Here is a 20016-nt window from a genome sequence, read left to right on the forward strand (position 1 = left end):
CCCGCCGTTCTAACCCGGACGAGTGATGACGAACCGGACCGTCCGGGTGAACGGCGGGCGAAGACTCAGCCGAACAGGGCGGGGATCTTCAGGACGAGCTCGTACAGCCCGTAGGCGAACGGGACACCCACCCACACCCAGGCCAGGACGGCCCCGATCCACTGCACCGGCCCCCAGGTCGACGACCCGCCGGTCTCGGCAACGCTGCTCACGCGGTCTCCTTCTGGGTCGGGGTGCGGGCCGCCTGCGCGGACGGCTCGTGGTGCTTCGCGTCGACCGGCTTGATCAGCTCGTTGCAGACGAACGCGATGACCAGCAGCACGATCATGATGATGAACGCGGTCGTGTACCGGGCCGGGCCCTCGACACCGGCCTCGATCCGCGCGTCGGCGATCGCGTTGACGATCAGCGGGCCGAGGACGCCCGCGGTGGACCACGCCGTCAGCAGCCGGCCGTGGATCGCGCCGACCTGGTAGGTGCCGAACAGGTCCCGCAGGTACGCCGGGACGGTGGCGAACCCGGCGCCGTAGAACGACAGGATCAGCACCGCGGCGACGATGAACAGCGCCCGCGACTGGTTGGGGATGAGCGTGATCAGCAGGTACAGCAGCGCGCCGACGCCCAGGTAGATGCGGTACATGTTCTTGCGACCCAGCACGTCCGACAGCGACGACCAGGCGATGCGCCCGGCCGAGTTCGCCAGCGACAGGATCGCGACGAACCCGCCCGCCGCCGCGGCGAGGGTGGCCGTGGCCCCGTTCTCCGCGAAGAAGTCCTGGAAGATCGGCGAGGCCCGTTCCAGGATGCCGATGCCCGCGGTGACGTTGAAGCACAGCACAACCCACAGCAGCCAGAACTGCGGCGTGCGGATCGCGGTGTTCGCCGAGACGTTGCCGGTCGAGATCATCCCGCTCTTCTTGGCCGTCGACGGGTCCCAGCCCGGCGGCGTCCAGCCCTCGGCGGGCACCCGGATGAGGATCCAGCCGACCGACATGAAGACGAGGTAGATCAGGCCCATCGTGAGGAACGTGGACCCGATGCCGGCCGAGGTGGCCCCGTCACCGGAACCGCCGAACGCCGACAGCAGCGAGTTCGTCAGCGGGGTCGCGATGAGCGCGCCGCCGCCGAAGCCCATGATCGCCAGGCCGGTGGACAGGCCCGGGCGGTCCGGGAACCACTTGATCAGTGTGGAGACCGGCGAGATGTAGCCGATGCCCAGGCCGATGCCGCCGACGAAGCCGTAGCCCAGCACGACCAGCCAGTACTGCTCGGCGTAGAGGCCGAGACCCGAGATCAGGAACCCGGCGACGAAACAGCTCGACGCGACGACCATCGCCCAGCGCGGGCCGTTGCTGTCGACCTTCGTGCCGAACAGCGCCGAGGACAGGCCCAGCATGATGATGCCGAGCGTGAAGGGCAGCGCCGTGGCGACGCCCGACAGGTCGAGTGCGTTCGCCAGCGGGGTCTTGAAGACGCTCCAGGCGTAGACCTGGCCGATCGCCAGGTGGATGGACAGCGCGGCCGGTGGGACGAGCCACCGGCTCCATCCGGGTGGAGCAACGATGCGCTCCCGCGTGAGAAATCCGGACATGTCGCCCTCCGTCGTAGTTGACGGAGCAACGCTAAGTAGTACGGAGGGGTGCAGCAACCCGAGCGGGTCTCGAAACGACAACGCCGGTCCCACCTGCAGGTGGGACCGGCGTCGGGTCGGTTCTGGCCGCGGCTCAGGCCGAGCGGTCGCGGCGCTCCCGGCGCTGCGGCTGGCGCGGGACGATCGTCGGGTTGACGTTGTCCTTGACCGTCTGTGCCGTCACGACGACCTTCGCCACGTCGTCGCGGCTGGGGATGTCGTACATGACCGGGAGGAGCACCTCCTCCATGATCGCCCGCAGGCCACGGGCGCCGGTGCCGCGCAGGATCGCCTGGTCGGCGACGGCGTCGAGGGCGTCCTCGGCGAACTCCAGCTCCACGCCGTCCATCTCGAAGAGCTTGCGGTACTGCTTCACCAGGGCGTTCCGTGGCTCGGTCAGGATCTTGACCAGGGCGTCCTTGTCGAGCGAGGTCACCGAGGCGACGATCGGCAGTCGGCCGATGAACTCGGGGATCAGGCCGAACTTGATCAGGTCCTCGGGGAGGGTCTCGGCGAAGCGCTCCGCGGAGTCCAGGTCCTTCTTCGAGCGGATGTCGGCGCCGAAGCCGATACCGGACTGGCCGACCCGCTCGCCGATGATCCGCTCCAGCCCGGCGAAGGCGCCGGCCACGATGAACAGGACGTTCGTCGTGTCGATCTGGATGAACTCCTGGTGCGGATGCTTGCGGCCGCCCTGCGGCGGGACGCTCGCGGTGGTGCCCTCGAGGATCTTCAGCAGCGCCTGCTGCACACCCTCGCCGGACACGTCGCGGGTGATCGACGGGTTCTCCGACTTCCGCGCGATCTTGTCGACCTCGTCGATGTAGATGATGCCGGTCTCGGCGCGCTTCACGTCGTAGTCGGCGGCCTGGATGAGCTTGAGCAGGATGTTCTCGACGTCCTCGCCCACGTAGCCGGCCTCGGTGAGGGCGGTCGCGTCGGCGATGGCGAACGGGACGTTGAGCATCTTGGCCAGCGTCTGCGCCAGGTAGGTCTTGCCGCACCCGGTGGGGCCGAGCATCAGGATGTTCGACTTGGCGATCTCGATGCCGTCGGAGGCGTCGCCGCCCGCGGCACGGCTGCGCTCGCCTGCCTGGATGCGCTTGTAGTGGTTGTAGACCGCCACCGACAGCGTGCGCTTGGTGGTGGCCTGACCGACGACGTACTGGTCGAGGAACTCGTGGATCTCGGTGGGCTTGGGCAGCTCGTCGAGCTTGACCTCACCGGCCTCGGCCAGCTCTTCCTCGATGATCTCGTTGCAGAGATCGATGCACTCGTCGCAGATGTAGACGCCGGGGCCGGCGATGAGCTTCTTGACCTGCTTCTGGCTCTTCCCGCAGAACGAGCACTTGAGCAGGTCCCCGCCGTCGCCGATGCGTGCCATAGGTGTCGATCCCCAGTCCTGGTCCGGCGTTCTCGCGTCGCGCCCGTCGCCCCGTGCGGATTGACGGTACCTGCCCGCGGCCCGCACGGGGACCGGAAGCGGTGTCCGGTTCCCCGGCGGGTCGCCGGGCGGTCACCGGCGGCCGGAACCGGCCGCCGGTGACCCGGGTGTCACTTGCCGCCGGCGGTACCGGACAGCTTGCGGCTCTGCACGATCTCGTCGACCAGGCCGTACTCCTTGGCCTCCTCGGCCGTGAGGATCTTGTCCCGGTCGATGTCCTCGCGCACCTGGTCCGCGGAACGGTTCGAGTGCCGCGCGATGACCTCCTCCATCCGCTTGCGGATGCGGGAGATCTCCGCCGCCTGGATCTCCAGGTCCGACACCTGGCCGTACACGCCCTGCGTGGCCGGCTGGTGGATCAGGATGCGGGCGTTCTCGACCGCCATGCGGCGGCCCGGGGTGCCCGCGCACAGCAGCACCGCCGCGGCCGACGCCGCCTGCCCGAGGCAGACGGTCTGGATGTCGGGACGGATGAACTGCATGGTGTCGTAGATCGCCATCAGCGACGTGAACGACCCGCCCGGCGAGTTGATGTACAGCGAGATCTCGCGGTCCGGGTCGAGCGACTCGAGCACCAGCAACTGCGCCATGGTGTCGTTCGCCGAGGTGTCGTTGATCTGCTCACCGAGGAAGATGATGCGCTCCTCGAAGAGCTTGTTGTACGGGTTCGACTCCTTGACCCCGTAGCTGGTGCGCTCCACGTAGGACGGGAGCACGTACCGGGAGCGGGCCGGGTCCGGCGCCCAGCCTCCGGGGCCGCGCAGGTCGGTCATCGACTCCGGGTGGCGAGGGTCGAAGGTGCTCACTTGTCGCTCCCGTTCTGCTCGCCGATCCGCCCGGCGTGCGTCACGACGTGGTCGACGAAGCCGTAGTCCTTGGCCTCCGGCGCGGAGAACCAGCGGTCCCGGTCGGAGTCCCGCTCGATGGTCTCGACCGACTGACCGGTGTGCTGGGCGATCAGCTCCGCCATCTCCCGCTTGGTGCGGCGGAACTGCTCGGCCTGGATGGTGATGTCGGCTTCGGTGCCACCGACGCCCGCGGACGGCTGGTGCATCATGATCCGTGCGTGCGGCAACGCCGAGCGCTTGCCCGGGGTGCCCGCCGACAGCAGGAACTGCCCCATCGACGCGGCCATGCCCATCGCCGTGGTCGCCACGTCGCACGGGATCAGGTTCATCGTGTCGAAAATGGCCATGCCGTCGGTGACCGAGCCACCGGGCGAGTTGATGTAGAGCTCGATGTCCTTGTCCGGGTCCTCGGCCGCGAGCAGCAGCATCTGCGCCGCGATGCGGTTCGAGATCTCCGCGTCCACCTGCTGACCGAGCACGATGATGCGCTGCTGGAGCAGGCGGTCGTACACGGAGTCGGACAGCGACATCGCGCTGATGCCGGACCGCATCTGCGGCCCGGTGCCGCGGCCCGCGGACGGGCCGGTGTCCTGCTGGCTCACTTCACCCTGCTTTCCGAAGTCGGGCCCGCCCCCGTGGCGCGGACGCCGCGGGAGAGGGTCCCGGAGTCTTCCTCTGGATCGCTCTCGGTTCTCCGGTGTCGGGTCTTGCGAACCCGTTCACGGTCCGGTTGGGGACCGGTTCGGGGCCGACCCTACGCGGAGCGGATGCCCCGCGTAGGGAACGACGCCCGATGTTCGCCGACAGCGCACGACGAGTCGTGCGGGACCGCGCGACGACTGCCGATCAGGCCTTCGCGTCGGCCTTGTCGGAGGTCTCGTCGGCGGTGGTGTCCGCGGCGTCGTCGGCGGTGTCGTCGGCACCGTCCACGCCGGTCGCGGGGATCTCCTCGACGGTGGTCTCGTCCTCGTCCGGCCCGAGCAGGTCGGACAGGTCGACGGCCTCGCCACCCGGCAGGGTGACGGTGGCGGCACGCACCGCGGTGATCAGCGCCTTGGAGCGGCGGACGTCCTGGTAGATCACGCCGAGCTGGCCGGCCTGCTGGATCTGCTGGACGAACTGCTCCGGGGCCATGCCGTACTGCTGCGCCTGGTAGACGATCCGCTCGGTGAGCTCCTGGTCCCCGACCGAGATCTCCTCGCGGTCGGCCAGGGTGTCGAGCACGAGGCGGTAGCGGACGGCCTTCTCGGCCTCCTCGCGCGTCTCGGTGTCGAACTGCTCGCGGGTCTTGTCCTGCGAGGAGAGGAACTCGCCGAACTTGTCCTCGTCGTGGTCGAAGGCGTGCACCGCGTCGTGGGTGCGGGTCTCGACCTCGGCGGCGACGACCGACTCCGGCAGCGGCACCTCGGTGTCCTCGACGAGCTTGTCCAGGAGACGGTCACGGGCCTGCGCGGCCTGCTCCATCCGCTTGGACCGGCCCAGACGCTCGCGCAGGTTCTCGGTCAGCTCGTCGAGCGTGTCGAACTCCGAGGCCAGCTGGGCGAACTCGTCGTCGGCCTCGGGGAGGTGACGCTCCTTCACGGTGGTCACCTTGACGGTGATCTCCGCATCCTTGTCGGCGTGCTCACCGGCGACCAGCTTCGAGGTGAAGGTCTTCTCCTCGTCGGCCGACATGCCCTCGAGGGCCTCGTCGATGCCGTCGATGAGACCGCCCTGGCCGACCTCGTAGGAGAAGCCGGTGGTGGTGGCCTCCTCGATCTCCTCGCCGTCGACGGCGGCGGAGAGATCGATCTGGACGTAGTCACCGGACTGCGCGGGACGCTCGACACCCGCCAGGGTGCCGAATCGGGCGCGCAGCTGGTCGAGCTGCTCGGTGACCTCGTCCTCGGTCACCTCGGTCTCGTCGACCTCGACGGTCAGGCCGTCCAGGTCGGGGAGGGTGATCTCGGGGCGGATGTCGACCTCGGCGGTGAACGCGATGCGCTCGCCGTCGGCGATCTCGGTGACCTCGATGTCGGGCCGGCCGATCGGCTTGACGTCCTCGGACGTCACCACGGCCTCCTGGTACTTCACCGGGATCGCGGCGTTCACGACCTCGTCCAGGACGGGGCCACGGCCGATCCGGGCCTCCAGGATGCGGGCCGGCGCCTTGCCCGGGCGGAAGCCGGGGATGCGGACCTGCTGGGCGATCTTCTTGTACGCGCGGTCGAAGTCGGGCTTGAGCTCGTCGAACGGCACCTCGACGTTGATCCGGACGCGCGTCGGGCTGAGGTGCTCGACGGTGCTCTTCACGGTGGAACTCCTTGGGCGGTACGAGTGCTGCAACGGGCCGCGGCTCGCGCGGCCCCCGGTCGGTGGCCCCGCCCGCCGGCGCCGGACGATCCCGGCTCTGCGCCGGGCGTCCCGTGCCACCGGCCGCCGGGTACGTGGGACGCGCCCGGTGACGGCGGGGCTCGCGCGAGTCTAGGCGAGCCCGGTCACCGTGCGACGGCCCGGGCGCGGGTCACGGTGCGACGGACCCGCCCGGAGCCCCGCCCGCACCGACGTCGGCGACGGTCACGTCGACGGCCAGGGTGTCGTCACCGAGGACGGCACGGACCCGGTCGGCGACCTCGTCGGCGACCACGGCGAACGGCCTGCCCAGCCGCAGGACGACGGCGATCTCCACCGGGTCGGCCAGCCGCACACCCTGGACCCGGTGCCCGGGCAGGTACGACGCGATCGAGCCGAACGGGCCGCCGTCGAGCCGCAGCACCGACGGGTGGGCGAGCACGGCGTCCGCGACGGCCTGCGGGCCGGGTCCTGCGGCGGGGTCGGTCACGGCTCGGACCCTAGCCACACACGACGGCGGCGGCACCCCGTTGCGGGTGCCGCCGCCGTCGTCGTGCGCGGGTCAGCTCGTGAAGGTGTCCTTGAGCTTCTCGCCGGCCTGCTTCAGGTTGCCGGTGGCCTGGTCCGCCTTGCCCTCGGCCTGCAGGTCCTTGTCGTCGGTGGCCTTGCCGGTGGCCTCCTTGGCCTTGCCACCCAGCTCCTCGGCCTTGTTGCTGATCTTGTCTCCGAGACCCATGGGGCTCACCTGCTTCCTGATCGCGTGTCCGGCGGGCGAGGGTGCGAGCCGGTCGCTACCGTCGCTGACCGGGTGGACTACCCCACCCTCCACTTCCCACACCCCGACGGGGCGTCCATGGCGAACGCACAGGTCAGCGGCCCACCGGCCGCCGGGCCCCCGGGCACCGGCGTGCCGTCGGCACGGCCGGCGCGGGTGCCGTCGCGGGCCGCGCTGGACGAGACCACGCTGGTCGTCCGGGCCCAGGACGGCGACGTCGGCGCGTTCGAGGAGCTGGCCCGCCGTCATCAGAACGCCCTGTTCCGGGTCGCGGTCCGGGTGCTCGGCGACGCCACCGACGCCGAGGACGCCCTGCAGGACGCGCTCGTCGACGCCTGGCGGCGGATCGGCACCTTCCGCGGCGAGGCGGCCTTCTCCACCTGGATGTACCGGATCGTCACCCACCGTTGCACCGCGCTGGTCCGGCGGCGGCGACGGACCGAACCGCTCCCGACCGACGACGGGCCCGGCGCCCCGGCCGACGACCGCTCCCCCACCCCGGAGCGGGCCGCCGAGGTGGACGCGGAGATGGCGGCCCTGTCGCGGGCCGTGGCGTCGCTGCCGGAGGACCAGCGCACGGCCTGGGTGCTGCGGGAGCTGGAGGGGCTGGGCTACAGCGAGATCTCGCAGATCACCGGGGCGGGTGAGACCGCCGTCCGCGGCCGGATCCACCGGGCGCGCGGGGCACTGGCGGAGAGGATGCGGGCATGGCGGTAGAGAGGAGCGGGGCGGAGCGCGTCGAGCCGCTGGCCTGCGGCCGGGACGCCGCCGACGTCTGGGACCACGCGGAGGCGGGCGTGCTCGACGAGCACGAGCTGACCTGCCCGCACTGCATGCGCGCGCACGCGGACCACGACCGGCTCGGCGGGCTGGTGGCGCGGATGGCGGCCGAGCCGCTGCGACCGCCGCCGTCGGTGCTGGAGCAGGTGATGGGCGCGGTCGTCGCGGACCTGCGCCCGCACGAGCTGCTCGCCCTGGGGCCGGACGCCTGGCTGGGCAGGCCGACCGCGGAGGCGGCGCTGCGGCACGTCGTGGACACGATGGACGGGCTGCGGGCCCGTCGGTGCCGGATCGAGCAGCTGCGCGCCCCGGACGGTTCCGGGGACGACCCGGCCGCGGTGTGGGTGCGGGTGACCGTCGCGGCCCGGTTCGGGGTCGACCTCGCCTCGGTCACCGCGCGCGTCCGGCAGATGATGATCTCGGCAGGGGACCGCACCCTCGGCGTGCCGATCGCCGGGGTCGACATCCTGGTCGAGGACCTGTGGGAGGAACCGGCATGAGCGGGCGCACGACGGTCACCGTCTCCGACCTGGCCGTCGCACGGGTGGCGGCGCGGCGGGTCCGGCGGGTGCCGGGGGTGGCGGCGCTGATGGGCGACGTCGCGCAGACCCTGCTGGGGCTGGCCGCGGACTGGCTGCCCCGTGACCCGGTCCCCGAGGAACTGCGGGTGCAGGGCCTGGTCGCGTCGGTGCACGGGCACGAGGCCGAGATCCGGGTGACGGTCGGGGTGCGGTTCGGCACCCACTGCGCCGAGCTGGCCGAGCGGGTGCGCCGGGAGGTGACCGAGGAGGTCGCGACGGTCTGCGGCCTCGACGCCCGGGTGCGGGTGACCGTCGCCGACATCGCGCTGCCTGCCTGATCCCCTCCGCCCCCGCGCGGTGTGCGCGGGAGGACCTGGTCCGGTGGGTCCGGATCAGGCCCGGCCGACGAGCACGCAGTCGCCGCAGGTCCCGCCGCCGGGGGCGCGGACGTAGAGGCAGCAGGAGCGGCGCCGGAACGCCCACTCGGTGTCCGCGTCGGTGTCATCGAGGCGGAGCAGCCGGCCGGTGGCCCCCGACGGCAGCGGCCCGCGCAGCACCGGGTGGTCGGCGAGCGCGTCGAGCAGGGCCAGATAGCGGCGCCGGTCCGGGCGTCGCATGGCCTCCATCACCCGTGCCGCCCCGCCGATCGAGGACACGACGTTGCCGCGCAGCACCCGCGGCGACACCACGGCCCGGGCGGCGACGGCGGCGTACAGCGGATCGAGGTGGGTGGCGGCGAGCTCGCGGGCGAGCAGGTCCGCGGCGCCCGCCGGGTCGTCGGCGACGTCCGGGGTGGCGACGCCGGTGGGCCCGGCGGACAGGCTCGGCGCCCACGGGTCGGCGGCGCCGGGGTCGCGGCGCAGCTCGCCGAGCGACGGGAGCACACCGTGCAGGGCCACGGTCGCGAAGGGCATCGACACGATCCGCGCCGCGAGCCCCATGACCGCCACCGAGGCCCCGATCCGCCGGTCCCCGCCGAGCGCGGTGGTGACCTCGCCGATCCGCCGGCCGAGCGGGTCCGGGCCGCCGGGGACCGGCGCGGCGTAGAGGTCGGCCCACCGGACGGTCCCGGAGGCGGCGGGTGTCGCCACCGCGAACCAGGGACCGATGGTCGCGACGTCGGCGAGTACCTCCACCACCCGGCCGCCGGTCACCCGCTCGGGTGAAGTCGGCGGCGGCCCGGGTGTGGCGACGCGGATCGGGGGCACGTTCACGAGGGAGCAGTCTGCCCGACCCGGGGACGCGCTGCGTAACGGTTCGGACGCCCGCGGCGATCCCATGCAGGAGCACGCCGCTCCCGACGGATGGTCACGCCTCGCTCACCGTCCGGACACGGGCCGGCAACGTCGACCTGCTCGCATGGTCAGCGATCCACATCACGGGACCGGTGGGCCGCTCTCAGTAGCGCATCGCGGTGGCGGCGTGCGACTCTGTGCACTCGCCAGACCGCACTCGCCGGGGTGTGTGGTCGAACCGTGCCGCAGGAATGGCCGGGTACTGGAAGTCAGCGCCCGGCCGCTCGGCGTGCCCGGAGGAGGATTCCGTCCGCCGGTCACCCACCCGGCGGCACGGTGCACCTGAACGGCCCTCGTCGCACGTCCCACTCGGGCTGCGCGCTGTATTCTGAGAACTTTCTTCGGACCGCAGCGAGCTGCCCGGTCCGGGTCGTCCGATGCGGGTGACTCCAGGTGCACCGAGACGACAGGAGGAGCAGTTGGCCGCGATCAGTGACCAGACGCGTCGCCCCTCGCCCGGTGGGCTGTACGCCGCCGATCACGAGCACGACGCCTGCGGTGTGGCCATGTTGGCCGACGTCACCGGCAAGCGCAGCCACGCCATCGTGCAGAAGGCCATCGAGGCCCTGCTGCGCCTGGAACACCGCGGTGCGCGTGGCGCCGAGTACAACACCGGTGACGGTGCCGGGATCCTGATCCAGGTCCCGGACGCGTTCTACCGCGAGGTCACCGACTTCGACCTGCCCGCGGAGGGCGCGTACGCCACCGGCATCGCGATGCTGCCGCGTGACGAGGACGAGGCCGCCGCGGCGATCGAGCGGATCGACGCGCTCGCCGCCGAGGAGGACCTCACGGTCCTCGGGTGGCGCGAGATCCCGACCGACGCCGACGCCGCGGACCTGGGCTCCATCGCCCGGGACGCGATGCCCGGCTTCCGCCAGCTGTTCGTCGGCGGCGTGGAGCTGACCGGGGACGCCCCGGAGAACGCGCCCGCCGGCATCGAGCTGGAGCGCCGCGCGTTCTGCTTCCGGAAGCGGGTCGAGCACGACACCGAGACCTACTTCCCGTCGCTGTCGCCGCGCACCGTCATCTACAAGGGCATGCTCGCCGAGCCGCAGGTCGCCGCGTTCTACCCGGACCTGAACGACGAGCGCGTGACCTCCGCGCTGGCGATCGTGCACTCGCGGTTCTCCACGAACACGTTCCCGGCGTGGCCGCTGGCGCACCCGTTCCGCTACGTGGCGCACAACGGTGAGATCAACACCCTGCGCGGCAACCGGAACTGGATGGCGGCCCGCGAGTCGCTGCTGGAGTCCGCGAACCTGCCCGGCGACCTGTCGCGGCTGACCCCGATCGTCACCCCGGACGCGTCGGACTCGGCCACCTTCGACGAGGTCCTGGAGCTGCTGCACCTGTCCGGGCGCAGCCTGCCGCACGCGGTGCTGATGATGATCCCGGAGGCCTGGGAGCACAACACCGAGATGGACCCCGCCCGGCGGGCGTTCTACGAGTACCACTCCACGCTGATGGAGCCGTGGGACGGACCGGCCCTGGTCGCGTTCACCGACGGTACCCAGATCGGTGCGGTCCTCGACCGCAACGGACTGCGCCCGGCCCGCTACTGGGTCACCGAGGACGGCCTGGTCGTGCTCGCCTCCGAGGTCGGCGTGCTGGACGTCGCGCCCGACAAGGTCGTCCGCAAGGGCCGCCTCGAGCCGGGCCGCATGTTCCTCATCGACACCGAGCGCGGCAAGATCGTCGACGACGACGAGGTCAAGGGCGCGCTGGCCGCCGAGCAGCCGTACACCGACTGGCTGCACGCCGGTCTGATCCGGCTCGACGAACTGCCCGCGCGTACCCGCGAGACCCCGACCCACGAGACGCTCAACCTGCGCCAGCAGGCCCTCGGCTACACCGAGGAAGAGCTCAACGTCCTGCTCCGCCCGATGGCGGTCACCGGGGCCGAGCCGATCGGCTCGATGGGCAACGACGCGCCGATCGCGGCCATCGCCGAGCGCCCGCGTCAGCTGTACGACTACTTCATCCAGCTCTTCGCCCAGGTCACCAACCCGCCGTTGGACGCGATCCGCGAGGAGCTCGTCACCTCGCTGTTCAGCCAGCTCGGCCCGGAGCAGAACCTCCTCGACGCGACGCCGGCGCACTGCCGCACGATCGTCGTACCGTTCCCGGTGCTGACCAACGACGACCTGGCGAAGATCGTCCACATCAACGACGACGGGGAGTTCCCCGGCTTCGCCTCGCACGTCGTCCGCGGCACGTTCACCGCCCGCGACGGCGGCAAGGGCATGCTGTCGCGGCTGGCCGAGATCAAGCAGGAGGTGTCCCGCGCGATCGAGAACGGGGCCCGCCTGATCGTGCTGTCCCAGCGCGGGGTGGACGCCGAGCACGCGCCGATCCCGTCGCTGCTGCTCACCGGCACCGTGCACCACCACCTCGTCCGGGAACGCTCGCGCACCCGCGTCGGGCTGGTCGTGGAGTCCGCGGACGCCCGCGAGGTGCACCACATCGCGCTGCTGCTCGGCTACGGCGCCTCCGCGGTGAACCCGTACCTGGCGATGGCCACGGTCGAGGACCTCGCCGAGCGCGGCGACGTCCCGGGTGTCGACGGCCGGACCGCGGCGAAGAACCTGGTCAAGGCGCTCGGCAAAGGCGTCCGCAAGACCATGTCGAAGATGGGTGTCTCGACGGTCGCGTCCTACACCGGCGCGCAGATCTTCGAGGCCGTCGGCCTGGGCTCCGAGGTCATCGACTCGGCGTTCCGCGGCACCGCGTCGCGGATCGGCGGCGTCGGCTTCGACGTCCTGGCCGAGGAGGTCCTCTCCCACCACCGCCGCGCCTACCCCGCCGACGACGTCCGTGCCTCGCACCGGGCGCTGCCGGTCGGTGGCGAGTACCAGTGGCGTCGCGAGGGCGAACTGCACCTGTTCAACCCGCAGACCGTCTTCAAGCTGCAGCACTCCACGCGGGCCGGGCGCTACGAGGTCTTCAAGGAGTACACGAAGGCCGTCGACGACCAGGCGCGGAAGCTGATGACGCTGCGCGGCCTGTTCACGTTCAAGGACGGCCTGCGCGAGCCCGTGTCCGTCGACGAGGTCGAGTCGATCGAGTCGATCATGACCCGGTTCGCGACCGGTGCGATCTCCTACGGCTCCATCTCCCAGGAGATGCACGAGACCCTGGCGATCGCGATGAACCGCATCGGCGGCCGGTCCAACACCGGTGAGGGCGGCGAGGACCCGGACCGCTTCACCGCGGACCCGAACGGCGACTCGCGCCGCAGCGCGGTCAAGCAGGCGGCGTCCGGCCGGTTCGGCGTCACCAGCGAGTACCTGGTCAACGCCGACGACATCCAGATCAAGATCGCCCAGGGCGCCAAGCCCGGTGAGGGCGGCCAGCTGCCCGGCGGCAAGGTCTACCCGTGGATCGCGACCACCCGGTACTCGACGCCGGGCGTCGGCCTCATCTCGCCGCCGCCGCACCACGACATCTACTCGATCGAGGACATCAAGCAGCTCATCCACGACCTGAAGAACGCCAACCCGCGGGCCCGCATCCACGTGAAGCTGGTGTCCCAGGTCGGCGTCGGGACCGTGGCGGCCGGCGTGTCCAAGGCGCACTCCGACGTCGTGCTCATCTCGGGCCACGACGGCGGCACCGGCGCCTCGCCGCTGTCCTCGATCAAGCACGCGGGCGGTCCCTGGGAGCTCGGCCTGGCCGAGACCCAGCAGACGCTGATGGCCAACGGGCTGCGCGACCGGATCACGGTCCAGGCCGACGGCCAGCTCAAGACCGGGCGCGACGTCGTCATCGCGGCGCTGCTCGGCGCCGAGGAGTACGGCTTCGCCACCGCCCCGCTGGTGGTCTCGGGCTGCATCATGATGCGCGTCTGCCACCTGGACACCTGTCCGGTCGGCGTCGCGACGCAGAACCCGGAGCTGCGCAAGAAGTTCAACGGCAAGGCCGAGTACGTCGTGAACTTCATGAAGTTCGTGGCGCAGGAGGTCCGCGAGATCCTCGCCGAGCTGGGCTTCCGCTCGCTGGACGAGGCGATCGGCCGGGCCGACGTGCTCGACGTCGACTCCGCCGCCCAGCACTGGAAGTCCAAGCACCTGGACCTCTCGCCGATCTTCCGGATCGCCGACGTGCCGGACGACGCGCCGCGCAAGCGGACCCGCGAGCAGGACCACGGCCTGGACAAGGCGCTGGACAACACCATGATCCAGCTGGCCGAGGGCGCGCTGCGCAACGGCGACCGGGTCCGCCTGGACCTGCCGGTGCGCAACGTCAACCGCACGGTCGGCACCATGCTCGGGTCCGAGCTGACCCGGGCGCACGGTGGCAAGGGCCTGCCCGACGACACGATCGACATCACGTTCACCGGCGCGGCCGGGCAGAGCTTCGGTGCGTTCGTGCCCAAGGGCATCACGCTGCGGCTGGTCGGCGACACCAACGACTACTTCGGCAAGGGCCTGTCCGGTGGCCGGCTGACCCTGCGGCCGGACCCGTCGTCGCCGTTCGCCGCCGAGGAGAACGTCATCGCCGGCAACGTGATCGGCTACGGCGCGACCTCGGGCGAGATGTTCATCCGCGGTGTCGTCGGCGAGCGGTTCTGCGTCCGGAACTCGGGCGCGGTGGCCGTCGTCGAGGGCGTCGGTGACCACGGTTGCGAGTACATGACCGGTGGCCGGGTCGTCGTCCTCGGGCGGACCGGGCGCAACTTCGCGGCCGGGATGTCGGGGGGCGTGGCCTACCTGCTCGACATCGACAAGAACCGGGTCAACCCGGAGATGGTCGACCTCGACCCGCTCTCGGACGAGGACCGGTCGATCGTGCACGACCTCGTCGAGCGGCACCACGCCGAGACCGGCTCGGCGGTGGCGCACGCGCTGCTCACCGACTGGGACAACGCGGTCGAGCGGTTCGGCAAGGTCATGCCCAAGGACTACAAGCGCGTGCTGCTCGCGACGGAGAACGCCGAGCGCGAGGGCCGCGATGTCAACCAGGCGATCATGGAGGCTGCTCATGGGTGACCCCAAGGGCTTCATGACCACTCCCCGGCAGACGCCCACCCGGCGGCCGGTGGACCTGCGGCTGATGGACTGGCGCGAGGTCTACGAGGACTTCCCGACGAAGACCCTGGAGTCCCAGGCCGGGCGCTGCATGAACTGCGGCATCCCGTTCTGCCACCAGGGCTGTCCGCTCGGGAATCTCATTCCCGAGTGGAACGACCTGGTCTACCGCCACGACTGGCGCGAGGCGATCGAGCGCCTGCACGCCACGAACAACTTCCCGGAGTTCACCGGGACGCTGTGCCCCGCCCCGTGCGAGGCGGCGTGCGTGCTGGCCATCAACGACGACGCGGTCACGATCAAGCAGGTCGAGATCGAGATCATCGACAAGGCGTGGGACGAGGGCTGGGTCACCCCGCAGGTGCCCGAGGTGAAGACCGGCAAGAAGGTCGCCGTCATCGGGTCGGGGCCGGCCGGGCTGGCCGCCGCCCAGCAGCTGACCCGGGTCGGGCACGACGTCGTCGTGTTCGAGCGGGCCGACCGCATCGGCGGACTGCTGCGCTACGGCATCCCCGAGTTCAAGATGGAGAAGGCGCGCCTGGACCGGCGCCTGGAGCAGATGGTCGCCGAGGGCACCCATTTCCGGGCCTCGGTCGACGTCGGCACCGACGTCACCGTCGAGCAGCTGCGGGCCGACTTCGACGCGGTCGTCCTCGCGGGCGGTGCGACGGCGTGGCGAGACCTGCCCGCCGAGGGCCGCGACGCCGAGGGCGTCTACCAGGCGATGGAGTTCCTGCCGTGGGCCAACCACGTGCAGCAGGGCGACCTGGACGCGCCGCCGATCTCGGCCGAGGGCAAGGACGTCGTGATCATCGGCGGCGGTGACACCGGCGCCGACTGCCTGGGCACCTCGCACCGCCAGGGTGCGCGCTCGGTGACCCAGCTGGAGATCATGCCGACCCCGCCCGAGCAGCGCACCGACAACATGCCGTGGCCGACCTACCCGACGGTCTACCGGGTGTCCTCCGCGCACGAGGAGGGCGGCGACCGGCTGTTCTCGGTCAACACCACCGAGTTCGTGAAGGACGCCGACGGCAAGCTCGCCGGCATCCGGATCGTCGAGGTCAAGCGCGGGGACAACGGCTTCGAGCCCGTCGAGGGCACCGAGCAGGAGCTCCCCGCGCAGCTGGTGCTGCTCGCGATGGGCTTCGTCGGCCCGGAGAAGGGCGCCCTGCTGAACGACCTCGAGGTCGACCTGGACGAGCGCGGCAACGTCGCCCGCGACGACCGCTACATGTCCTCCGCCGACGGCGTGTTCGTCGCCGGTGACATGGGCCGCGGCCAGTCCCTGATCGTGTGGGCCATCTCCGAGGGCCGGTCCGCGGCCGCCGGGGTGGACGAGTACCTGACCGGGCGCACCGTGCTGCCACGCCCGATCGACCCCACCGACCGGCAGATCGCCTGATCCACCCGGCGTGACGACAGGGCCCGGCCGTTCGCGGCCGGGCCCTTCGTCGTCCCGGGATCGTCCCCGGGCTCAGTCGAGGCGTTCGAGCTCGTAGGCGTCGTCGCCGATCCAGATGCGCACGCCCTCGGCGTCGTCGGAGATGTAGCCGTCCTCCTCCTCGCCGAGCTCGCGGATCGCGCCGAGGGCGAGCCGGTCGAACTCCACGACGCCGTCGCCCACGTCGACCGGCCGGTACTCCCGGGCCAGCATCGCGGTGCGGCACTGCGTCGCCAGCCACGTCGCGTTCTCCGTACCGACCTCGACCCGCCACCGCTCATCGCGCATACGAGGAGTATGGCCTGGATCTCTCCGTCCGTCGCCGGTCTTCTACCGGCGATCGTGACGGAGTGCTCCTCATCGGACGCACACCGCGATCCGCTCCCGCCCGTCGCGGGGGCGGCGCCGCTCACGGTGGCGGGCGAGACAGGAGCCACTGCACCCACAACCCGACGGCGGGTCGGGCGTTGAACCCCGTGACCGGCATCTGCAGAACCGGGAGCCCCTGTCGATGCCGGGCACCATCGGGTCATCGGGTACCGCGGCCACGCGCCGCGGGCCCGATGCCCGGTGGTGTATCCCGCCCCGGTCGCCGCGCGAGGCGATGAGTTCTCCGGGGCCAGCCGGTCGTAGGCGGTGAGTGCTCCGGAACCGCCGGGGCCGTGCCCGCGGAGGCCACCATGACCGCCCCCTCCCCCACCCGTCGTATGCCGGTCGCCGCACATCGTGCGCTGTGGGTGCTGCAGATCCTGCTCGGCCTGTTCTTCGTCCTGGCCTCGGCGCTGCCGAAGTTCTGGGGCGACCCGTTCGCCGTCGCGATCTTCGACGGGATCGGCCTCGGCCAATGGCTGCGCTACGTCGTCGGGTTCCTCGAGCTGGCCGGCGGGATCGGCCTGTGCACCCGGCGCTCGGCCGTACCGGCCGCCACCGGGCTCGTCCTGCTGATGGTCGGTGCGGCGCTCACCCAGGCATTCGTCCTGCACGGCGGGGCGCTGGTCGTCACACCGCTGGTCCTCGGCGCCCTGACCGCCGTGGTCGCGGTCGCGCGACGGAACGAGACGCTCACCACCCCTCGCTGACCTGCGTTTACGCACAGCGATCATCGGGCATTTCCGGGGAGAGAAGACCGATCCGGATACCCCGGTTCGCCCGCGTGAGTCCCGCAAAGGGGAGGAACCCGCCATGGCCGACCGCCACGTCAAGCCGGTCGACGACGGCTGGACCGTCGAGAAGGAAGACGCCCAGCGCCCGAGTGCCCGTACGAGCACCCAGGCCGAGGCCATCACCCGGGCGGTGGAGATCATCGCCAACGACGGCGGCGGCAACCTCGTCGTGTACGGCACCGACGGCTCGGTGCGCGAACGCCGCTCCATCGACGCCGACGCCGACGCCGGCACCGCCACGAAGGCCGTCGCGAGCACCACCGCCACCGCGGCCGGTGACACCGCGTCGAAGGCCGCCGAGACCACCGGCAAGGCCGCCGACAAGATCGGTGCCGACACGCGGACCACCGCCAAGAAGGTCGCCGGCGAGACCGGTGACAGCGCGGCGAAGGCCGGCGAGACCGTCAAGAAGGGCGCCGACAAGGTCGCCGCCGAAGCCCGCAAGGTCGATGACCAGGGCAAGGACCCGAAGAAGGCGGGCAAGGCCGCCGCCGAGGCCGCGAAGGCCACCGGCGAGCAGTTGGCCGGGAACGCCCAGCGCACCGGCAAGCAGGTCGCCGGCGAGGTGTCGTCGTCCGCGGAGCGGTCCGCCGCCACCGTCAAGGCCGTCGCCGAACAGGGTGCCGACTCCGCGGTGCGCACCGCGGACCGGACCGCGCGCGTGAGCGCCCGCGTCGAGGACGACCTGGACGACACCGGGGCCCGCCTGGCCCGCCGGCTCTACGAGAACGGCGAGCGGGCAGCCTCGCAGCTGGACGACTTCGCCCTGCGCGTCTACAAGCCGCTGAACCCGATCCGGTTCACCAGCCGCGTCGCCGCCGGGGCGGTCGCCACCGCGTTCGGGGTGACCGGTGCGGTCACCTCGCGCGCGGGCAAGCTGTTCCAGCGCGGGACCCGCAAGGCCGCAGGCCGCTGAGTCCCCGCAGTACCGCGACCGCGCCCCCGCCGACCACGTCGGCGGGGGCGCGGTCGTCTGCGGTCAGGACGTCGGACGCAGCACGTAGTCGCCGGTGTCGTCGCTCCACTCCATCGCGATGAGGTCCCGGGCGCGGGCCGCCTTCGCGAAGGACAGGAAGCTGCCGAAGCCGTAGCGCTTCTCGGAGAAGTCCGGGACCCGCTTGCGGAGCTGGTTCTTCAGCCCGGACAGCTGCGGCGGGTCCCCAGCCGCGGCGATCCCGCGCACCACGTCGACGAGCAGCGCGAACGCGTCGTGGTCGGCGTCCGGGTCGTCGGGCAGCGCCACCTCCGGGTCACCCTGCGCCGCACCGGTGGTCAGCGTGACCGCACCGCGATCCTGCAGATGGCGCAGCAGCTCGCCGAAACCGCGGAAGCCGTGGTCGGCCTCGTCGAACGTGGGGTCCTTGCGCAGGATCGCGCGCTTGAGCCGCGACGCCAGGACCGGGCCGTCGGCCTGGCGGGTCAGTCCGACGAGGGTGCTGACGACGAGGCCCGCGACGTCGCGTTCCTCGGCCCCGGTGGTGGCGGTGTCGTCGCGCCCGTCGGAGAACGTGACGTCGAACGGGTCCGGCGGAACGACCGGCTCCGGCTCCGGGACCGCGACCGGGGCGGGGGTCGCGACCGGTCCCGCGGCCGGGGCCGGGGCGGGGCGCGGACTCCCCCGGCGACGACGCGGCGGTGCGGGCGCCTGGGTCGGCTCGACACCGGGGAGCCGGTCGTAGAACAGGAACTCGTCGCAGGAGGGCGGCAGCAACGCCGAGGTCGAGGACTGCACCCCGATCCCGATCACGCGCTTGTCCAGCTCGCGCAGCTTGTGCATGAGCGGGGTGAAGTCCGAGTCGCCGGTGCCGATGGCGAAGGTGGTGATGAACTCCCGCTCGTAGGCGAGCTCGATCGCGTCGACGGCGAGCTTGATGTCCGCCGCGTTCTTGCGGGAGCCGCCGATCCGCTGCGGGATCTCGATGAGCTCCACCTGGGCGCGGGCCATCAGGCGGCGGTCCTCGTCGAAGGAGGACCAGTCGGCGTAGGCGCGGCGGACCACCACCCGCCCGCGTTCGGCGAGCGCGTCGGCCACCGGGCCGAAGTCGAAAGGGACGACCCCGAGCCCGTCGCGGGCGCCGATCGCGAGGTTCTCGTAGTCGAGCAGCAGTGCGATGCGTTCGTCCTCGTGGGCCACCGCGGAAGCCTAATGCGCTGGCCCGGGTGCCCGCCCGCAGGGCACGGTTCACCGATGCGCGCGGACGACGTCGAGAACGCGGTGACGATGATGGTCGGAGCCCTGGGGGCGGTACCCGACGACGGCTGGTCCGCCCCGGCCGGACCGCTGGACTGGTCGTGCCGCGACACCGTGGTGCACGTCGCGGACGACCTGTTCGGCTACGCCGCCCAGGTGGCGATCGCCCCGCCCGACGACTATCCGCCGTTCGAGATCGTGGTGCCCGACACCGTCGGCACCGCCGGGCTGCTGCAGGTCGTCGCGACCGGCGGGGCGATGCTCGCCGCCGCCGTCCGGACCGCACCCGGCGGGGTGCGCGGCTGGCACCCCTACGGCGACGCAGACGCCGCCGGGTTCGCCGCGATGGGCGTCACCGAGGTCCTGGTGCACACCCACGACATCACCCGGACCACCGACCCGGCGTGGACGCTGCCGGCGGCGCCGTGCCGGGGCGTACTCGCCCGGCTGTGGCCGGACGTCGACGCGGGCGACGACCCGGCCGGGGCGCTGCTGCACCACACCGGCCGGGCGTCGTGGCGTGGTGTGCCCGCGCCGGCCCGGTGGCGCTGGCACGGCGCGCCA

19 protein-coding genes are annotated in these 20016 nt (G+C 71.8%); 8 read left to right on the plus strand and 11 right to left on the minus strand.

The window, feature by feature from the left end; all coding sequences use genetic code 11:
• Window positions 1-65 precede the first annotated feature (65 nt).
• From NH602_RS06005 to NH602_RS06040, 8 genes are all read right to left on the minus strand, one after another.
• A complete protein-coding gene (locus tag NH602_RS06005) occupies window positions 66-212 on the minus strand; it encodes a hypothetical protein (protein ID WP_157818505.1) in 147 nt (48 codons plus the stop codon).
• Complete coding sequence (locus NH602_RS06010) at window positions 209-1591, minus strand: OFA family MFS transporter (protein ID WP_073578078.1); 1383 nt, start codon at window positions 1589-1591, stop codon at window positions 209-211. Before NH602_RS06010 ends, NH602_RS06005 begins: the two co-directional genes overlap by 4 nt.
• A gap of 133 nt (window positions 1592-1724) precedes the next feature.
• Complete coding sequence (clpX, locus tag NH602_RS06015) at window positions 1725-3014, minus strand: ATP-dependent Clp protease ATP-binding subunit ClpX (RefSeq protein ID WP_020625701.1); 1290 nt, start codon at window positions 3012-3014, stop codon at window positions 1725-1727.
• Between the two features lie 170 nt (window positions 3015-3184).
• Window positions 3185-3847: an ATP-dependent Clp protease proteolytic subunit gene (locus NH602_RS06020; protein ID WP_062404399.1), complete on the minus strand. Its 663-nt coding sequence runs from the start codon at window positions 3845-3847 to the stop codon at window positions 3185-3187.
• A 29-nt stretch (window positions 3848-3876) separates the two neighbouring features.
• Complete coding sequence (locus tag NH602_RS06025; protein ID WP_062404398.1) at window positions 3877-4473, minus strand: ATP-dependent Clp protease proteolytic subunit; 597 nt, start codon at window positions 4471-4473, stop codon at window positions 3877-3879.
• A 295-nt stretch (window positions 4474-4768) separates the two neighbouring features.
• The gene (gene tig / locus NH602_RS06030; protein WP_161152638.1) at window positions 4769-6214 is read right to left on the minus strand and encodes a trigger factor; all 1446 of its coding nucleotides are present in this window, start codon (window positions 6212-6214) and stop codon (window positions 4769-4771) included.
• A 211-nt stretch (window positions 6215-6425) separates the two neighbouring features.
• Window positions 6426-6743, minus strand: coding sequence for a hypothetical protein (locus tag NH602_RS06035; RefSeq protein WP_253067253.1), 318 nt, complete (start codon window positions 6741-6743; stop codon window positions 6426-6428).
• A gap of 72 nt (window positions 6744-6815) precedes the next feature.
• Window positions 6816-6989 carry a CsbD family protein gene (locus NH602_RS06040; protein ID WP_073578081.1) on the minus strand — a complete coding sequence of 58 codons (174 nt, stop codon included), beginning with the start codon at window positions 6987-6989 and terminating at the stop codon, window positions 6816-6818.
• 72 nt (window positions 6990-7061) lie between these two features.
• On the opposite strand from NH602_RS06040, the gene NH602_RS06045 reads away from it, so the two are divergent.
• Genes NH602_RS06045 through NH602_RS06055 form a run of 3 tightly spaced genes read left to right on the plus strand, consistent with a single transcriptional unit; the run spans window position 7062 to window position 8667 of the window.
• On the plus strand, window positions 7062-7745 hold the full coding sequence (locus tag NH602_RS06045) for an RNA polymerase sigma factor (RefSeq protein ID WP_253067254.1): 684 nt from the start codon (window positions 7062-7064) through the stop codon (window positions 7743-7745).
• A complete protein-coding gene (locus tag NH602_RS06050; protein ID WP_073578082.1) occupies window positions 7736-8308 on the plus strand; it encodes a hypothetical protein in 573 nt (190 codons plus the stop codon). The genes NH602_RS06045 and NH602_RS06050 overlap by 10 nt, the downstream gene beginning before the upstream one ends.
• On the plus strand, window positions 8305-8667 hold the full coding sequence (locus NH602_RS06055) for an Asp23/Gls24 family envelope stress response protein (protein ID WP_073578083.1): 363 nt from the start codon (window positions 8305-8307) through the stop codon (window positions 8665-8667). Before NH602_RS06050 ends, NH602_RS06055 begins: the two co-directional genes overlap by 4 nt.
• 54 nt (window positions 8668-8721) lie before the next feature.
• On the opposite strand, the gene NH602_RS06060 is transcribed toward NH602_RS06055, so the two are convergent.
• Window positions 8722-9543, minus strand: coding sequence for a (2Fe-2S)-binding protein (locus NH602_RS06060; protein WP_253067255.1), 822 nt, complete (start codon window positions 9541-9543; stop codon window positions 8722-8724).
• A 587-nt stretch (window positions 9544-10130) separates the two neighbouring features.
• Here NH602_RS06060 and gltB point away from each other — a divergent pair.
• Together gltB and NH602_RS06070 are read left to right on the plus strand one after the other, a co-directional pair.
• The gene (gene gltB, locus NH602_RS06065; RefSeq protein ID WP_374210134.1) at window positions 10131-14615 is read left to right on the plus strand and encodes a glutamate synthase large subunit; all 4485 of its coding nucleotides are present in this window, start codon (window positions 10131-10133) and stop codon (window positions 14613-14615) included.
• A complete protein-coding gene (locus tag NH602_RS06070; RefSeq protein ID WP_073578085.1) occupies window positions 14608-16059 on the plus strand; it encodes a glutamate synthase subunit beta in 1452 nt (483 codons plus the stop codon). Before gltB ends, NH602_RS06070 begins: the two co-directional genes overlap by 8 nt.
• Window positions 16060-16131: 72 nt before the next feature.
• Here the strand turns inward: NH602_RS06070 and NH602_RS06075 are convergent, their stop codons facing one another.
• Entirely contained in the window at window positions 16132-16386 is a 255-nt protein-coding gene (locus tag NH602_RS06075) for a hypothetical protein (protein WP_073578086.1), read from the minus strand.
• 392 nt (window positions 16387-16778) lie between these two features.
• On the opposite strand from NH602_RS06075, the gene NH602_RS06080 reads away from it, so the two are divergent.
• The gene (locus NH602_RS06080; protein WP_253067257.1) at window positions 16779-17177 is read left to right on the plus strand and encodes a DoxX family protein; all 399 of its coding nucleotides are present in this window, start codon (window positions 16779-16781) and stop codon (window positions 17175-17177) included.
• 103 nt (window positions 17178-17280) lie between these two features.
• Complete coding sequence (locus NH602_RS06085) at window positions 17281-18177, plus strand: DUF2188 domain-containing protein (protein ID WP_073578087.1); 897 nt, start codon at window positions 17281-17283, stop codon at window positions 18175-18177.
• Between the two features lie 63 nt (window positions 18178-18240).
• Here the strand turns inward: NH602_RS06085 and NH602_RS06090 are convergent, their stop codons facing one another.
• Window positions 18241-19395: a PIN domain-containing protein gene (locus NH602_RS06090; RefSeq protein WP_073578088.1), complete on the minus strand. Its 1155-nt coding sequence runs from the start codon at window positions 19393-19395 to the stop codon at window positions 18241-18243.
• 54 nt (window positions 19396-19449) lie between these two features.
• Here NH602_RS06090 and NH602_RS06095 point away from each other — a divergent pair.
• On the plus strand, window positions 19450-20016 hold a 567-nt coding region (locus NH602_RS06095), incomplete at its 3' end, for a maleylpyruvate isomerase N-terminal domain-containing protein (protein ID WP_253067258.1).

Origin of the sequence: Pseudonocardia sp. McavD-2-B, assembly GCF_024124365.1 — a bacterium.
In the GTDB taxonomy this organism is placed as follows: domain Bacteria; phylum Actinomycetota; class Actinomycetes; order Mycobacteriales; family Pseudonocardiaceae; genus Pseudonocardia; species Pseudonocardia alni.

Coding starts and splice junctions, on each gene's coding strand:
- NH602_RS06010 (WP_073578078.1), bottom strand. CDS start 1,591: ATGTCCGGATTTCTCACGCGGGAGCGCATCGTTGCTCCACCCGGATGG.
- clpX (WP_020625701.1), bottom strand. CDS start 3,014: ATGGCACGCATCGGCGACGGCGGGGACCTGCTCAAGTGCTCGTTCTGC.
- NH602_RS06020 (WP_062404399.1), bottom strand. CDS start 3,847: ATGACCGACCTGCGCGGCCCCGGAGGCTGGGCGCCGGACCCGGCCCGC.
- NH602_RS06025 (WP_062404398.1), bottom strand. CDS start 4,473: ATGCGGTCCGGCATCAGCGCGATGTCGCTGTCCGACTCCGTGTACGAC.
- NH602_RS06040 (WP_073578081.1), bottom strand. CDS start 6,989: ATGGGTCTCGGAGACAAGATCAGCAACAAGGCCGAGGAGCTGGGTGGC.
- NH602_RS06050 (WP_073578082.1), top strand. CDS start 7,736: ATGGCGGTAGAGAGGAGCGGGGCGGAGCGCGTCGAGCCGCTGGCCTGC.
- NH602_RS06055 (WP_073578083.1), top strand. CDS start 8,305: ATGAGCGGGCGCACGACGGTCACCGTCTCCGACCTGGCCGTCGCACGG.
- gltB (WP_374210134.1), top strand. CDS start 10,131: ATGTTGGCCGACGTCACCGGCAAGCGCAGCCACGCCATCGTGCAGAAG.
- NH602_RS06070 (WP_073578085.1), top strand. CDS start 14,608: ATGGGTGACCCCAAGGGCTTCATGACCACTCCCCGGCAGACGCCCACC.
- NH602_RS06075 (WP_073578086.1), bottom strand. CDS start 16,386: ATGCGCGATGAGCGGTGGCGGGTCGAGGTCGGTACGGAGAACGCGACG.
- NH602_RS06080 (WP_253067257.1), top strand. CDS start 16,779: ATGACCGCCCCCTCCCCCACCCGTCGTATGCCGGTCGCCGCACATCGT.
- NH602_RS06085 (WP_073578087.1), top strand. CDS start 17,281: ATGGCCGACCGCCACGTCAAGCCGGTCGACGACGGCTGGACCGTCGAG.